The sequence below is a fragment of the Lewinella sp. JB7 genome (genome assembly GCF_024297185.1).
Lineage (GTDB): Bacteria > Bacteroidota > Bacteroidia > Chitinophagales > Saprospiraceae > Neolewinella.
Map to the genome: position 1 here is coordinate 199632 of NZ_JANCTD010000009.1, position 16409 is coordinate 216040.

The 16409-nt window shown below is 60.4% G+C and carries 13 protein-coding genes; 10 read left to right on the forward strand and 3 right to left on the reverse strand.

Annotation, left to right across the window (positions count from 1 at the left end; genetic code table 11):
• Positions 1-41 precede the first annotated feature (41 nt).
• The 3 genes from NMA52_RS16175 to NMA52_RS16185 are packed head-to-tail and all read left to right on the forward strand — an operon-like array spanning position 42 to position 3394.
• The gene (locus NMA52_RS16175; protein WP_254828745.1) at positions 42-461 is read left to right on the forward strand and encodes a hypothetical protein; all 420 of its coding nucleotides are present in this window, start codon (positions 42-44) and stop codon (positions 459-461) included.
• Between the two features lie 33 nt (positions 462-494).
• A complete protein-coding gene (locus NMA52_RS16180; protein ID WP_254828746.1) occupies positions 495-2063 on the forward strand; it encodes an NAD(P)/FAD-dependent oxidoreductase in 1569 nt (522 codons plus the stop codon).
• Positions 2064-2113: 50 nt separating this feature from the next.
• Positions 2114-3394, forward strand: a complete 1281-nt coding sequence (locus NMA52_RS16185; RefSeq protein WP_254828747.1) for a glycosyltransferase 87 family protein — start codon at positions 2114-2116, stop codon at positions 3392-3394.
• A gap of 305 nt (positions 3395-3699) precedes the next feature.
• Here NMA52_RS16185 and NMA52_RS16190 read toward each other — a convergent pair whose 3' ends face one another.
• Positions 3700-5118, reverse strand: a complete 1419-nt coding sequence (locus NMA52_RS16190; RefSeq protein WP_254828748.1) for a CCA tRNA nucleotidyltransferase — start codon at positions 5116-5118, stop codon at positions 3700-3702.
• Between the two features lie 76 nt (positions 5119-5194).
• Here NMA52_RS16190 and NMA52_RS16195 point away from each other — a divergent pair, with 76 nt between their 5' ends.
• Positions 5195-7042: a lamin tail domain-containing protein gene (locus NMA52_RS16195; protein ID WP_254828749.1), complete on the forward strand. Its 1848-nt coding sequence runs from the start codon at positions 5195-5197 to the stop codon at positions 7040-7042.
• On the opposite strand, the gene NMA52_RS16200 is transcribed toward NMA52_RS16195, so the two are convergent.
• Positions 6985-8301 carry a serine hydrolase gene (locus tag NMA52_RS16200; RefSeq protein WP_254828750.1) on the reverse strand — a complete coding sequence of 439 codons (1317 nt, stop codon included), beginning with the start codon at positions 8299-8301 and terminating at the stop codon, positions 6985-6987. The genes NMA52_RS16195 and NMA52_RS16200 overlap by 58 nt on opposite strands.
• A 49-nt stretch (positions 8302-8350) precedes the next feature.
• Positions 8351-9136, reverse strand: a complete 786-nt coding sequence (locus NMA52_RS16205; RefSeq protein ID WP_254828751.1) for an acyl-ACP thioesterase domain-containing protein — start codon at positions 9134-9136, stop codon at positions 8351-8353.
• 39 nt (positions 9137-9175) lie between these two features.
• On the opposite strand from NMA52_RS16205, the gene NMA52_RS16210 reads away from it, so the two are divergent.
• From NMA52_RS16210 to NMA52_RS16235, 6 genes are all read left to right on the forward strand, one after another.
• Entirely contained in the window at positions 9176-9673 is a 498-nt protein-coding gene (locus NMA52_RS16210) for a hypothetical protein (protein ID WP_254828752.1), read from the forward strand.
• Between the two features lie 205 nt (positions 9674-9878).
• Positions 9879-11573, forward strand: a complete 1695-nt coding sequence (locus NMA52_RS16215; RefSeq protein ID WP_254828753.1) for a DUF6089 family protein — start codon at positions 9879-9881, stop codon at positions 11571-11573.
• Between the two features lie 196 nt (positions 11574-11769).
• The gene (locus tag NMA52_RS16220) at positions 11770-12708 is read left to right on the forward strand and encodes a tetratricopeptide repeat protein (protein ID WP_254828754.1); all 939 of its coding nucleotides are present in this window, start codon (positions 11770-11772) and stop codon (positions 12706-12708) included.
• Between the two features lie 56 nt (positions 12709-12764).
• Complete coding sequence (locus tag NMA52_RS16225; protein WP_254828755.1) at positions 12765-14705, forward strand: OmpA family protein; 1941 nt, start codon at positions 12765-12767, stop codon at positions 14703-14705.
• 16 nt (positions 14706-14721) lie between these two features.
• Positions 14722-15408, forward strand: coding sequence for a hypothetical protein (locus NMA52_RS16230; RefSeq protein WP_254828756.1), 687 nt, complete (start codon positions 14722-14724; stop codon positions 15406-15408).
• Positions 15408-16397 (forward strand): succinylglutamate desuccinylase/aspartoacylase family protein, encoded by a 990-nt coding sequence (locus tag NMA52_RS16235; RefSeq protein ID WP_254828757.1) that lies wholly within the window; start codon positions 15408-15410, stop codon positions 16395-16397. The genes NMA52_RS16230 and NMA52_RS16235 overlap by 1 nt, the downstream gene beginning before the upstream one ends.
• Positions 16398-16409: the final 12 nt, after the last annotated feature.

Genomic DNA, 16409 nt, shown 5'->3' on the forward strand with positions numbered 1-16409 from the left:
ACCTCGCGCCCCGTTCACGCAGTAACTGGAGTATACATATTATGCGTTACCTCATAACACTAGCCCTACTGGGCTGTGCCGTGGCATCCTTTGCACAGGATCCAGCGGACATTTTCCACCGGACCGTCGACGTCGACCAGGTTAACCTGCTATCGTTCGATGTGTATCCCAAGGACCAGGTCGAGTACCGTAGCTGGCCCGGTGATGATCTCCTCATCGAGACCAGCGTCGAGATCAAGAACGTCAAACAGGACATTCTCGATTTCTACATGCGCCAGAACCGTTATCTGCTCAAACCCCGCGTCGAGGGTGACCAGATGGCGCTCGTGAGCTTCGATAAGACCCGCCGCGCCGTGAAGGGCACCGAAGCTAATGCCTTCGAAAACGTGGTGATCGTGGTATACGTCCCCGAAGACTTTACCGTAGCCGGTGACGGGCAGTACCGCCGGATCGGTAAGTGATCCCGTCGGCGGGAGTGCGTAACTTCGCCCTCCATGCCGACCACCTTAGAAATAAAGCTTCCCCCCGCCGAGCTCCACGATCCGGAGGCTCTCCGGCGTGCCGTCAGCCGTAAGGGAATTTCCGAACAACGGATCGGTGAGGTCATCGTGGACCGGCGGAGCATCGACGCCCGGGGCTCCCACCCCGTCTACCGCCTGCGCGTAGAAGTGAGGAGTGCGGAGGAGGGGCCCGCCCCGGAAGCACCCCCGACCCTGTCTCTACGCGACGTGAGCGATGCTCCCCCCGTAGTTGTAGTGGGGTGCGGTCCGGCCGGTATGTTCGCCGCCCTCGAGCTGATCGAACTCGGACTCCGGCCCATCCTGCTGGAACGGGGCCGGGACGTGCGTTCCCGCCGCCGCAGTCTGCGGGCGATCCAACAGTTCGGGGAGGTGGATCCCGATTCCAATTACTGCTTTGGAGAGGGCGGGGCCGGTACCTACAGTGACGGAAAACTGTACACCCGTAGCCTCAAGCGGGGCAACTACCTCAAGGCGCTGCGTACCCTGGTCGACCATGGCGCGCAGGCCGATATTCTCATCGACGCCCACCCACACATCGGTTCCAATAAGTTGCCGCAGGTGGTCGCCAATATGCGAGAGACCATCCTGGCCCACGGGGGGGAGATCCGCTTCGGTCACCGGCTGACGGATCTGGAATACGATCAGGACCTAAGAGCTCTGCTCGTGACGGACGATTTTGGCAGTACCTACCGGCTAGTCGCCGAGGCGTACATCCTGGCTACCGGCCACTCCGCCCGGGATGTTTACCACTTACTGGACCGTCACGGCATCCGGCTGGAGGCCAAACCCTTCGCCCTCGGCGTACGCATCGAACATCCGCAATCGCTGATTGATCGGATCCAGTACGGCCAGTCCGAACGGGAGGAGAACCTACCCGCCAGCAGCTACAAGCTGGTGACCCAGGTAAAGGAACGGGGGGTATTCAGCTTCTGTATGTGCCCGGGGGGCTTGGTCGTGCCCGCCGCCACGGCTCCCGGGGAGATCGTGGTCAACGGCATGAGTTTATCGCGCCGCGACAGTCCCTACGCCAACTCCGGTACCGTTGTTGCGGTAGAGGTGGAGGACCTGGCGCCCTACGCGGCGGCGGGCGTCTTTGCCGGCTTAGCCTTTCAGGAAGCCGTCGAACGGGCCATGTTCGCCAGCGGCGACGGGACCCAACAGGCACCGGCCCAGCGGCTGCCGGACTTCGTGGCCGGCAAGATCTCCCGTGACCTTCCGGCGAGCAGCTACATTCCCGGTCTGCACACCGCTCCCCTCCACGATCTTCTGCCGGCCGGCATTTATGATCGTCTACGGCAGGGTGTGCAGGACTTCGGCCGCAAAATGCGGGGCTACTTCACGGCCGAAGCCAACGTGATCGGGGTGGAGAGCAGAACGTCCTCGCCCGTGCGCATCCCCCGCGATCGCCATAGTTACCAGCATCCGGAGGCCGCCTCGCTGTACCCCTGCGGGGAGGGGGCGGGCTTTGCCGGAGGAATTCTCAGTGCGGCCATGGACGGTCAGAACGTGGCCCGGGCGGTCGCCGCAAAGGTGAAGGGTTAGTGCGGCGGGCCGGTAGGGCAGTGGGGGGAATCCTGCAATCCGCCGGGGTCTTGTACCTGGGGTTCGGCGTAGATCGTTCGGACTTCGTCTCCCTCTTCACGGCCTTTACGGTGGCCTTTCTCGGATATCTGGTCGTACTGCTCGTCCGGGGCGGTTCGTCGCAGCTACCCTACTGGATCGGACTCGGCATTGCGCTGCGGCTGGTGCTGATCTTTGCCTTCCCCCTGCTGAGCGACGATGTGTACCGCTTTATCTGGGACGGTCGCCTGGTCGCCGCGGGCGAGAACCCCTTCGTTCACCTCCCCGCCTACTACCTGGAAGGGGGCAACGGAGTTCCGGGGCTATCCCGGCAACTCTTCGAACGGCTGAACTCTCCGGAGTATCATTCCATCTATCCCCCGCTGGCGCAGGCCGTGTTTACGGTGGCTGCCTGGATCAGTCCGCAGAGTTGGTACGGGGCGGCGGTGGTCATGAAAGTCTTTCTCTTGCTGGCCGAACTGGGTTCACTAGCCTTGCTCTGGCAGCTTTTGCCCGCTTTTGGTCTGCCCCGCTTCCGCTTGCTGTACTACTGGCTCAACCCCCTCATCATCACCGAGATCGTTGGTAACATCCACTTTGAGGGCATGATGATCTGTTTTCTGCTACTCTCCCTGCGACTTCTGACGCGTAGCCGATACGGCGGGGCCGCGGGTGCCATGGCGTGCTCGATAGCCAGCAAGTTACTGCCCCTGATGTTCCTCCCCTTCCTTCTGCGGCGGCTATGGAAGCGATCTTTTTGGGTATTCTTCCTGACGCTTGGGTTGGGGATCGTTGTGTTGTTCCTGCCCCTGCTGGCGGGTAGTGAGGTGGTCGGTGGATTCGGGGGGAGCCTCGATCTGTATTTCCGCAAATTCGAGTTTAATGCCAGTCTGTACTACCTGGCCCGGGCCTACGGCTATTACGAACTCGGTTGGAATCAGATCGCGCGCTTCGGTCCGCTGCTGGCCCGGGTGGCGGCGGCACTGATCTTCATGGTCGCGCTTGGCGACCGGACCACCGATTGGCGATCCCTGCCCGGGCTCTGGTTGGCCGCTTTCGTGATCTACTTACTGTGCGCGACCACGGTGCATCCGTGGTATCTGAGCCTCCCCATCGTGCTGTGTTGCTTTACCCGCTGGCGGTTTCCCCTGGCTTGGTCTTACCTCATCATGCTTACCTATACCAGCTACGTAGCCCAACCCTACCGGGAAAATCTCTGGCTGGTGGCAATAGAATACGTGTTGGTGCTGTTATTCTTTCTGGCGGAACGGCATAAAAAACAAAGGCCCGTGCGAATTTCGCACGGACCTTAAATTGTAGCTTTCTAACTACCGAAATAACTGGAATTTAGTGCGCTAAAGCGCAGGGATTATAATACAAACCTTCAAAATCGGGCGGGGGGAAAACCAACAATCCCGGCCGCCAAAATCAATGAACACGCTTTTTGGAAAAACACGAGGAGAACGTTGCACCGTTCCCTTCGATAAGTCAAAGATAGGGGGAGGGGGTGGGGGGGCACCACCCCACGACCGTGGGGTGCGGCAGAAAAGATTGTTAATATTTCACTAAAACAGACGATTTTCCCTCCCGCCAGGGTTCTTTCCGGGGGAACAACCGTCTACTTATCGCTGGGCACGATGCCCAGCCCCGCGGCAACCTCTACCATCCGAGCATACGCGGCTTCGTAATCGTTAGCGATCTCGCCGTCCAGAATAGCCTCCCGCACTCCGTCCTTGATCAATCCGACTTCCCGACTGGGCGGAATGCCGAATGTTTCCATGATCAGTTCGCCCGTGATAGGGGGCTGCCAGTTGCGTAGGTGGTCCTTTTCCTCGATCTCGCCCATGCGCTGCCGTAGACCCTCGTAATTTTCGAGGTACCGCTTCACCTTTTGGGGGTTCTTGCTGGTGATGTCGCTCTGGCAAAGCGTCATCAGGTCGTCAATATCTTCTCCGGCGTCGAAGAGAATACGGCGGACGGCGGAATCGCTGATCTCCTCCTGGGTAAGGGAAATGGGGCGTTGGTGCAGGGCCACCAATTTCTGCACGTACTTCAGTTTGTCGTTGGGTAAGCGGAGCCGGCGAAACACTTTCGGTACCATTCGCTCCCCCACCGCGTCGTGGGCGTGGAAGGTCCAGCCCGCCTCGGCCTCCCACCGCTTCGTGCGGGCCTTGCCGATGTCGTGCAGCAGCGCGGCCCACCGCAACCACAGGTCATCGCTGCGCTCGGCAAGATTATCGACCACTTTCGTGGTATGGATGAAGTTGTCCTTGTGCTTTCGTCCGTTACGGCTCTCCACCCCCTTCAGCGCGGCCAGCTCGGGGAGGATATACTCGAGTAGTCCGCTCTTATCCAGCATACGGAGCCCGATGCTGGGCCGGGATGCCAGCAGGATCTTGTTCAGCTCGGTAGCGATCCGTTCCCAACTGATGATCTTGATGCGTTCCCGGTGTTCACTGATCGCGCGGAAGGTGACGGGGTCGATCTTGAAGCCGAGTTGGGTGGAAAACCGGATGGCGCGCATCATCCGCAGCGGATCGTCACTGAAGGTCTTGCCGGGCTCCAGGGGGGTGACGATGCGTTTAGCCTCCAGGTCCTCCAGTCCGTTGAAGGGATCGATGATGGTGCCGTAGTCGTGTTCGTTCAGGCTGATGGCCAGCGCGTTGATCGTAAAGTCGCGACGGTTCTGATCGTCGGCAAGGGTACCGGATTCCACGGTCGGCTTGCGGCTATCGGAGCGGTAGGACTCCTTGCGCGCGCCCACGAATTCGATCTCCATGTCGCGGTGTTTGAGTGCCGCCGTCCCGAACCGCTTATATACGGTTACCCGGCTACGGGGATGGAGGCAGTCGCCCACCCGCCGGGCCAAGTCGATGCCGCTGCCCACGCATACGATATCCAGGTCCTTGCTCGGGCGCGCCAGCAGGCGGTCGCGGACGTATCCCCCCACCACGTAAGTGGGATAGCCCAACTCTTCGGCGGCCCGACCAATGACCTCGAAAATTTTGCGCTCGTCTTCCCTGATCTGAAATATCATACGGAGCGCGAAGATAAGATTTAACGCAACTCCACTCCCAGTGGAGTGGCCGCCGCTACCTATGCGTAAAAAAACAATGCGTTACTCTTACCCCCTGTTCTGGCTATTGCTCTTTGCCGGTTGGCCCGGCACCCGCGCCCCCGCCCAGGATACCCTGTTCTACCAAAGTTTCGAGGGAAGCCCCGACGAAAACCTGCCGTTCACCACGGACGTGAACCCTTACGGAACGGGTAGTCTGCCCACCTGGAATACCGTGGAGCGTATCCGCGGAATCGACGGACCTACCACCGGCAGTCTTTTCTGGGCCGCCCGCGATGTCGATAACGCGATTTCCGGGAGGGCGGTAAGCCGGCTGACCTTCGACCCCGGGGAGATCTGTAACCTCACCCGCGCCCGCTTTGTCTTCGACTACAATGTGGTCGGCTACGACGGCGGTGACGATTTTGGTTATGAACTTTACCTGGATGGATTTCTGGACCGTACGGAAGTTCTCGTAGACGGGCAGAACGGGGGCGGGGTATCCACGCTCGGCTGGATTTCGGATACCGTAACTATTCCCGGTACCGCCCAGACGGCACGCCTGGTCCTGTTCTTCGACCAGAACGGCGATGACGTGGCCGGTATCGACAACGTGCGGGTGATCGCCACGGGGCAGTCGGGGAGCTGCGCCGCCAGTTGCGGCATACGGCTGGGAGAACCAACCGCCAATTGCGCGAGCTTTACGGACGGCGCGGACGACCTGCGCGTCGTGATCCCGTATTCCGGTGCGGAGACGGGCGTAGTGGTGAACATTCCCGGCGCGGAAAGCGTCGGCGGCGACGATCCCGCCCTGTACCCGGACGGCCGGATCGAAGCTACGGGTTTGCGGGAAGGAAATTCCTACGAACTGGAGGTGAGCGGGGGAGATTGCGCACTTCGCCTCCCCCTCGAGTTTCCCACCGATCAGTGTGCTCCCAGCGATTTGGTTATTAACGAAGTGCTTGCCTCCCCCGCCGAGGACGTCAACGGCGACGGAGTGGTCTCCCCCGCCGATGAATTCGTAGAGATCTATAACGCCGGCACCGAGGCGCGGGCGGTCGGCGGCCACACCCTGCACGACGCCTCGAATTCCGGCTCCCGCTACACCTTTCCGGCCGGAGCGGAACTGGCACCGGGGGAGAGTTTTACCATTTTCGCGGGGGCGGGCACGATCGGCGAAGAATGCAACTACGGTACCGCCAATGGTTTTCTGGGCCTCAACGACCGGGGTGAAGAGTCGGTGATCCTCCGCGACGGCCGCGGACGGGTAGTGGCGCAGGTCGACTTCACGGACGCCCCCGCCGGCGAGTCGCTATCCCTCTTCCCGGACGGTAACCTGGACGGCGGTTACCACGCACATTCCACGCGGCAGGCCGGCACGACCTCCTCCCCGTGCACTCAGCAAGCCATGCCGGTAACGCTGCTCTCCTTCACGGCGACCTCCCTCCACGATGCTGTGCGCCTGGACTGGACAACGGCCTACGAAGCCGATAACCGGGAATTTACCGTCGAGCGCAGCAAGGCCGGGGTGAGCTACGAAACGGTGGGTAGGGTGCCGGCGGGGGACGGTACGTACGTGCTAATCGACCACCAACCCTTTCCGGGGCAGAATCTGTACCGGTTGCGGCAAGTCGATCACGACGGTACGGAAACCACATTCGGACCCGTCTTGGTACGGCTCGACAGCGGACTGCTCCGACTTTACCCCAATCCCACTACGGGTAAGCTGCGGCTGAGTGGCGAAGTCGGCCACGATGAACGTGTGACCGTGTACCGCAGCGACGGCGTGGTCGTCTACGAAGGTCGGGGACCGCGGCTGGATGTCTCCGCGCTGCCGGCCGGTAGTTACTACTTGCGGTTGCGCTCGGAATCGGGGGCGGAGTCGTTACGCTTTATAAAGGAGTAGATCATCTCCTGAATCCGGGGACGGATCCCCAGTTCGTAGATCGCGCGTCGCTCCCGGCTCGGGTGCACGCGGTTGCTCAGGAAAATGTACAACAGTTCGTGCTCCGGATCGGCCCACACGAAGGTTCCGGTATATCCGCTGTGGCCGAAACTCGTAGGGGAGACCGCTTCGGCGACCGAACTGAGCGCGGCATTGTATTCCAGCAGGGGTTTATCGAAGCCCAGTCCGCGCCGATTTCCCTCTCCCGGGTACTGGTAGCGGGTGAATTCCCGCACGGCTTCCTCGGTCAGGTACCGCCGCCCTTCGTAGATGCCGCCGTTCATGAGCATCTGGTAAAGTTTGGCGAGGTCTTCGGCGTTGGAGAACAGACCGGCGTTGCCACTGACGCCGTCCATCATGGCGGCGCCTTCATCGTGCACCACGCCGTGCAGGGTGTCCATGCGGAAGAAGGTATCTACTTCGGTCGGCACGATGCGGTCCAGTGGAATGCCCCGGTCCAGCGGCCGGTAACCCAGGGTGGTAGCGCCCAACGGATCGTAAAAATGCTCCCGCAAATATTCCCGGTAGTCCGTTCCGGTCGTCCGCTCTACGTAGTCGGGTAAGAGGTAAAACAGCAGTCCGGAGTAGACGTAGTCACCGGGTGGCTTGAGGGGAGACTTTTGGATTGCCCGGTAGATGCGACGTTCGCGGTACTTGCGGTGTAACCACAGATCGTCGGTAAGCCGAATGGGAAAGCGACGCGAACTGTCGCGTTTGATGGTGCGGTTCCGAAAACGGTAATCGTTGGTTTGCGCCGGATCCCACTTCTTCTTCCAGGGGTAACGCGCCTGACTGCGGAGGGTGGTCTGCCAGTAGGGAACCCAGGGCAACAGGCCGGCCCGGTGGGCGAGGGCCGATCGCAGGGGAATATCCGACTTGTCGGTGCGGTAAAGTTCCGGGAAGAGGGCACCGACGGGGGTGTCTAAGTTGAGTCTTCCCTCGCCGTACTGTTGCATCAGTACGAGTAGTCCGGAGCTGGTCTTGGTTACGGATGCCAGATCGTACACGTCATCGGGTCGCGTAGGGCGCCGCCGTTCGTAGGTATGGTAGCCCGCCGTGACGTGCAGCAGGGGCTTACCGTGATGCCATACCAGCACCTGGGCACCGGGGAAGGCACCGGCGGCCACGCCTTCCTCCAGCACCGACCGGATCGAATCTTCCAGAACTTCCTGAGCGGGCAGGGCTACGGTAAGGAACAACAGCAGGGAAAGCAGGCGCATAGGACGGATTTAGTAAGTGAAAGTAAGCAATTGCGGTACGGAGACGGGACTAGAGTACCGCCCATTCACTACGCATGATCGACAGCAGTTCGGCTTCCCGTCGGAGGGTATGGGTGAAGGTGTCCGGCTGGGATTTTTCGGCCGCGACGGTTGCGGTCAGCTGGTCGCCGTACCGGGCTTCGTGGCGGTATACGATGTCGGCTCGCGTAGGGAGGTGAGTGGTGAGGAAGTTGATGTCCAGGGGTTCGACCATCAGTTCCGCGAAGGCGGGATTGGTCAGGTGATCGTTGAAATCGAGGTGGGCGAAGCCGACCCGGTAGGAGCGTTCGGCGTCGGATGCTTCGGGTACCCGGATTTTTTGTGAAGGTTGGGTCAGGCGGGCTTCCGGGGGCGGCATGTGCTCGGCGAGGGCGGTGACGACCGGGGGGATGTGCCGGAGGCGCCGCGAGTCAAACTGCATGACGGACCACACGGAGGTCGAGGAGATGAGCGGGGTGCCGGCTTCGTCGATCAGGTGAAAGTCCCGGTAGGTCATCAGGCCGCGTTCGATATGGGTAGGCGCGGTAATGACCGTGACGGCGTCGCCGATAATGGGCCAGGCACGGGCCGTAATCAACTGCCGGTGTAGTACCCAGGTGAGTCCGTGGGCTTTCATCAGATCACCACTGGATATGCCCAACCGGTCGGTGTTGCGCATGGCGGCCTCCTGAAACAGGCGGATCAGGTGGGGAAGCGTCAGCCGACGGTGGGGGCCGACCGCTGACGCCAGGACCCGCGACGCGATGCGCTCGGCGAGGGGGGAGCGGGAAAGCAGGGTGGGAATAGGAATCGGCACGATCGAAACTTTTTGTTTAATTTTGGGGCAACTCAAAACATGAACATGGGAGTCAGTGCCCCCTCACGTCCGCTGCGGCGGCCGGTATACATTGCCTCATTCGGATCTACGGAAGCCGCGGAGCCAACCGAAGCCGTCAGCGAGGTGGAGCTGGCGGAAGAGACCAAAGATTCGCAAGTACGCCATGATTTTCCACTTGCCGGTGAAAGTCGGCAGGGAGGAGTCAGTGACGGACGTTGCTTCACGATAACGTTTGCGGCGGGGCGGCTGGAGCAGACCTATGCACTGATCCGGGGTTTTCTCCGCGAACAGGGTTACGGTGACGTGCCCGTTCCGGCCGACCTGGCGGAGCTGCGGGCGTTCCGGTTGCCGCCGAAATTACGGCACCAGTTGTCCTTGTTCGGGGAAGATGGCTACGTACACAATCCGGTCAAGATTCTCTTTCCTCCACCCGGGGCTAAGCGGGGCGCTCTGATCCTTGAACTGCACAACGAGCGTGCTCCCGGTCATCTGTTGCGTTTCCACCGCCGCGGCTAAACGGAGCGATATTCCCCGGAAACCGGGGCTTTTGGGGAGGCTTTGCCACAATTACTAACTCCGTAATGGTATAAAGCGCTAAAATTGCAGCTTGAAACTTACCGCCCCGAACAAAAACCGTGTGTAAGCGATAGATCGGTAAGATGCTCCGAACTCTCACGGACAGCCTCAATTTTGAAAACAACCATACGTCAAACCCGCAAATATGCTTAAGCAATTACTATTCGTCTTAGCGGTGCTCACTTGTCTCCAGGTATCCGGCCAGGGAGTTACCACGAGCCCCGGAAGTACGGATTCCCCGGAAAGCCCCTATCCCTGGGAGTTCGGTCTTAAACTTGGAACCTCCGCCCTGGGTGGCGATCTTATCGACAACGATATCGTCATTTTCAATAACGCCCAGCCCGCCGGAGGCGTCTACCTCCGCCGCCGCCTGGGTAATGCACTGGCGCTGCGTTTCTCCCTGATGTACGGACAGCTGGTTGGCGATGACAGTAAGAGCGACGATCCCACGCTGGTCACCCGCGGATTTACCTCCGAAACCAACATACTGGAGCCCAGCCTGATCTTCGAACTTACCCCCTTCTACGGTAGCCGTTTCAATGACGACTATACCTTTAAGCCCGGTCTGTCTCCCTACCTCTCCGCCGGTATCGGCTACGGGATCTGGGGTGATGTCATGACCGACTACAACAACAGCGAACCCGCTAATGCCGGTCTCGCCTCGCGGATCCAACAGGACATCGCCGCGGAACAGGAAGACGACGGCGGCGTTGTGTTCCCCGTTGGCGTCGGTATTCGCTACCACTTCTCGCCCAAGTCCTCTCTTGGCCTGGATTACAACTTCCGCATCACCAGCGCGGACCTTATCGACGGAGTCTCCGCTTCGGGTAATCCCGATAACGATGACGCTTATGCCTTCTTCGGCCTTACTTACTCCGTTGGATTCGGTGCCCGCGATGCCGATAAGGACGGCGTTAAGGATAAGGACGACGAATGTCCCACTCAGCCCGGCCCCGCCAACACCAACGGCTGCCCCGATGCCGACGGTGACGGTGTTGCCGATAAGGATGACGCTTGCCCCAACGAAGCCGGCCTGGCTAACCTGAATGGTTGTCCCGACGGTGACGGCGACGGTGTTGCCGATAAAGACGACGACTGTCCCACCGAGGCCGGTCCCGCAAACACGAACGGTTGCCCCGACGGTGACGGCGACGGTGTTGCCGACAAAGACGATGAATGCCCCGATGAGGCCGGTCTGGCCAGCCTGAACGGTTGCCCCGATGGCGACGGTGACGGTATCGCCGATAAGGACGATGAGTGCCCCGCCGAAGCCGGCCCCGCCAGCACCAACGGCTGTCCTGACCGCGACGGTGACGGTATCGCCGATAAGGACGACGAATGTCCCGACGAAGCCGGTGTACCCGAGCGCAACGGTTGCCCGCTGCCCAACGATCGCCCGGAGAACCTCCAGGAGCGCCTGGCCCGTTACGGTAAGATCCTGGAAGGTCAGGACTTCAAGCACATCCGCCTGGATTCCGTCAACGGAACCATCATGATCGACCGGATCTACTTCCCCACGGACGTATCGAGTCTCAACCGCCCCGACCGCATCATCATCGAAGAGATCGATCGCTTCCTCGAACTGGAAGGAGCGGAAGACTTCACGATCCGCTACGAAGGTCATGCCGACCGTCGCGCTTCGGATGAGTACAACCAGCGCCTCTCGGAGCGCCGCGCCGAATCGGCCAACGACTACTCCGTGCGTCAGGGTGCCAATCCTGCTAACCTGTCCACCATCGGATTCGGTGAGAAGCAACCAGTTGGTGCCACGCTGCGCGAAAACCGCGTCGTGATTCCGGTAGCTACCGAGCCTACCCGGATGATCAAACTGGACAACTGATTCCAGTTTCCGGTTAATCCGTAGAAAGAGGGTGCTTCCGAGCCGGAAGCACCCTCTTTTATTTAGAAAAGCCGCACCTTTGTCACCACCTTTCGTTGTAGGGGTCCATCTATTTACAGCGGGTTACGGTTATTTTTAAGTGCTTAACGGTTTGGGTAAGCCCACCGATGGGTATGCGTCTAAAGTCTTAAGGGAAATGTCTGAGTATAAGGTCATTATTGCGGGACAGCTGGAGTTCGGGTCGCGTCGGGCGTTTAGCCAGGTGATGGAGCAGTACGCTCATCGCATGGAGAACTACTACAAAAACGACATTCTTCTCAAGCCGGAAACCATCTTCAAGGAGGAAGAGCTCACCCTGGACGTGCCCCGCACGGTAATGCCCAGCACGGAGCGGCTTTGGCTCAACACCCTGAATCTTCTCGAACGCGTCGTCACCTTCAGCATAGCCGGCAGCCTCAATCTGTGGCGGCTCGACGCCGGGGTGATGGTCGATCACCACAAACTCGAGCCCAAGAGCGACCGTACAACCGTGCAGCTCTTCAATCGTGGCCGCGAGATGGTCGACCAGCACGACAACGAGCAGGAAGCCCTCAAGATGATGACTAAGGTCGTTTCACGGTTTGAACGCCACGCCCAGGCGTACGAACGGCGCGGCTTCATCAACTACCGCCTGGGCAACGATAAGGATGCTCATTACGACTACACCAAGAGCATTTCGATCAACCCCCTTATGCCGGAGAGCTACTACGGCCGCGGCCTGGTGAACGTTCGTCAGGGGGATATTCAGGCCGCCGCCGCCGACTTCGAAGCGGTTACCCAAAACAGTATTCCCCATCAGTCCATCTACTGGATGGCGCAGGTAGCGCTCGGTGATGCCTACCTGCAACTGGGCCGACCCGCCGACGCCATGCGCATCTTCGGAATGTTCACGAAACGTAAACAGCGCATTGCCAGTCTCGATCGCTACGACCGCCGGATTGCCTACCAACTGGGAGACTTATACCTGAAATCCGATCGGTCCCGCGATGCCGTCATCGCGTTGCAACGTGCCCTATCCGCCTCGGCCGATCACAAGGCCCCCTCGGAGGAAGCCATTCAGGCGCTGCTGGACAAGGCACTCACCGGCCAGGCCTGAGCGTACTTTTTCCGCGGCGCGGGCGTTGACTTCAGGTAACGTGAAGCGAAGTGTTCATGCGCCCCTGTTTATTCAACGGTCTGGTTTTCTGTCTGCTCCTGGTATTTATTCCGGAAGCCGCGTTCGGACAGCCGGATCGTCACGAGCTTAAACCACGCGATCTTAGAGAGCTGGCCGCGGTGCAGTCACTCATGACCCTTCAGCAATTCGAAGAGGCTGACGGACAGCTTACCCGGCTACTCCGCAAGTATCCGTCCGTAGCCGAACTACACTATCTAAGTGGCGAGATCAGTCGCTACCGGGGAGACTACTCCGGTGCCGTAGCATCCATCAACCGCGGCTTGTCTCTAGACGCGGGCAACTCACCGATGGCTCATCTCATGCTTGGTGAAATTCACACCCTTGCCGGTGCGTACGATCAGGCGCTCTCCAGCTACGAGGAGTACCTGAAGCTCGCGCGTGCGGGGGGCAGCGAGGCGGCCATCAGCAAGGCCGAAGGCCTGGTCTCCGATGCGCGAACCGTAGCCGATCTGGCTGCCGATCCGTACCCCTTTGCCCCCACTCCCCTCGGACCGGGCGTGAATACTACCCACAGCCTGGAATACTTTCCGAGTCTGAGCGTCGACGGTAAACACATGATCTTTACCCGTCGGGTAAACCGTAAGCAGGAAGACTTTTACCAAAGTGAAAAGCAGGCGGACGGCAGCTGGGCGGAAGCCATTCCCCTGGGCGGGATCAATACCCCCATGAACGAAGGAGCGCAGACCGTTACGGCAGACGGAAACTACCTCGTCTTTACGGGATGCGGGCGCCCGGGCGGACAGGGTTCCTGCGACCTATACTACAGCCAGCGTACGGGCGATGCGTGGTCGGAAGCCCGTAACCTGGGGCCGGTCATCAATTCCCGCTCCTCCGAAAGCCAGCCCAGCCTGTCCCGCGACGGTCGGCTGCTGTTCTTCGCGAGCAATCGCCCCGGCGGGTCGGGCAATGACGATCTATACGTCGCCGGGCGCACGCCCGACGGAAGCTGGAGCCGACCGGTCAATCTCGGACCCGCCGTAAACACCAAGGGCAACGACCGCTACCCTTACTGGGCAGCCGACAACAAAACCCTCTACTTCACGTCTACCGGGCGGCGGGGAATGGGCGGGGCCGATCTCTTTATGACCTCCGTCGACGAAAATAATAAGTGGCGGGAACCCGTCAATCTCGGCTACCCCATCAACACGCCCGGCGAGGAGACCAATCTGTTCATCGGTCTGGACGGTAAGACCGCCTTCTTTAGTAAGGGGGTAGGCGACGACATCGACATTTACTCCTTCGAGCTGCCCGAGAAGATGCGCCCCGCTCCCGCCACCTACGTTTCGGTAAAGGTTATTGACGATAAGACGGGCCAGCCCCTCCGCGCCGAGGTGCGCCTCAAACCCCTGGAGCCCGGCAGCATGGTCTCCTCGAACCATACCGATCACCGTGGGCGCTACCTTACGGTACTACCGATTGGGGTCGACTACGGCTTTACCGTCGAAAAGTCCGGCTACCTATTCTATTCCAACCGTTTCATACTCACCGGACCCTACTCCGCGAGCGAGCCTTACGAATTGCTTATCCGGCTGCAACCGGTGGAGGCGGCAGCCGTGGCGGAAGAGGCCGAAGCGGACGGGGCCATTGTACTGCGCAACGTCTTCTTCGCCACCGCCAGCGACGCCCTGCTCGATCTGTCGACCGAGGAACTCGACCGTCTCGCCGCCCTGCTCCGGGAACAACCCACGGTCCGGGTAGAGATCGCCGGACACACCGATGACGTAGGCTCGGAGGAGGACAACCAAGACCTCAGTGAGCGCCGGGCCGCTTCCGTAAAACGTTACCTGGAAAGCCAGGGGATCGCGGCCGATCGCATCACGGCCGTCGGGTACGGGGAGAGCCGGCCGGTAGCGCCTAACGAGACCGAAGCCGGGAGGGCCAGCAACCGCCGCACTACGTTCCGGTTACTGTTTTAGCCCTACTTTTGCGCGTATGCCCGAAGAAGCGCAACGCTTGGCCGCCCCCGTCCGGAACCTCCCCGCCCTGCTCGTCAGCGTGGTGTTTCACCCGTTGCTGGTGCCGACTTACATCTTCCTCATTCTGGTGGGAGTCAACCCCTACCTCTTCGGCACTTCCGATCTGGGGGAACCGCGGGCTATGAGCAACCTGATCCTGATCTTTCTTGACACCTTCGTGATCCCGATGGTCGCCGTCGTTATCATGGCGAAGTTGAACATGATCAACAGCATCATGATGCACGAGAAGTCCGAGCGTATCGGTCCCCTGCTCCTGGTGATGGTGCTGTACTTCTGGATCTTCTGGAACTTCAGTAAGAGCAACCAGACGCCCACCATCTTTACCTCCTTCCTGCTCGGAGTGGTGATCGCGCTGGTGGCATCCTTCGTCATCAATCTGCTGGATAAGATCAGCCTGCACGCTACGGGAATGGGCGGACTGGTGGCGGTTGCCCTCATCACGCTCGGGCTGTTCGGCTCCAACGGCCTCACCGTCGGGAGTTGGAATATCGGGCTTCCCCTCCTGGTTATCTTTACCGTCGTGGCCGCCGGTCTCGTGGGCTCGGCCCGCCTGGCACTGGGCTCCCACAACCGAATGCAACTCTACGCCGGTTACCTGCTGGGGTTTGTGGCTCAGTTTGTCGCGCTGAAATTTTACTTCTGATGATTGCTCCTTCGGAACCCAATTTTCCGGATCCCCTGGGGGAATCCCCGCGCGTGATCGGCCACTATGTAGGGGAAGAAAGTGGACCCCTCGTGGTGGCCATCGGCGGCATTCACGGCAACGAACCGGCCGGCGTACTAGCCCTCGAGCAGTTGTTCGACCTGCTGCGGGAGGAGCCCCTCGTCAATCCGGGTTTCTCCTTCCGGGGAGAGCTACTGGCCCTGCGGGGCAACCTCGAAGCCCTGCGGACCGGACGTCGCTACATCGATACGGACCTCAACCGCATCTGGAAGACCCCCACCCGCGGGACCGGCGACCCCTACCCCTCCGTCGAGGCCCGCGAACTTGACGGACTACTGGCCGCGATCGAAAACGCGCTCCGGGACACGGCGGCCAGTGAACTCATCATGCTGGACCTCCACACCACCACGGCGGCCGGCGGGGTCTTTTCCATTACGGGCGACGATACGCCAAGTCTGATGCTGGCCGCCGAACTCGGGGTACCGGTCATCAAGGGCATGCTCAGCAACTTACAGGGTACCACGCTGAGCTACTTCCGTCAGGGGCAGTTCGATTTCGACCGGCCCAGCCGTGCCATTACCTTCGAAGCCGGAGCGCACGACGACCCGGTCTCAGTAGACCGGGCCCTGGCCGCCACCGTCAATCTGTTACGCTCCGTAAACTGCGTCCGCCCCGAAGACGTAAGCACCCACCACGACGAGACCCTACGGCGGGCGAAGGCCGGCGTACCCTCCCTGCTGGAACTGGTTTACGTACACCGGCTGGAACATACCGAAAATCGCAGCTTCCGCATGCGGCCGGGCTTCCGCAACTTTCAGCCAATCGAGGAAGGCGATCTACTGGCCGACGATGTCAACGGACCCATTGCCGCCCCCTGTAGCGGATACTTGCTTATGCCCCTCTATCAGGAACAGGGCGACGAAGGCTTCTTCATTGTCGAGGCGTACGAATCTTCCCTTGCTTACTAAGTATTCTTTTGC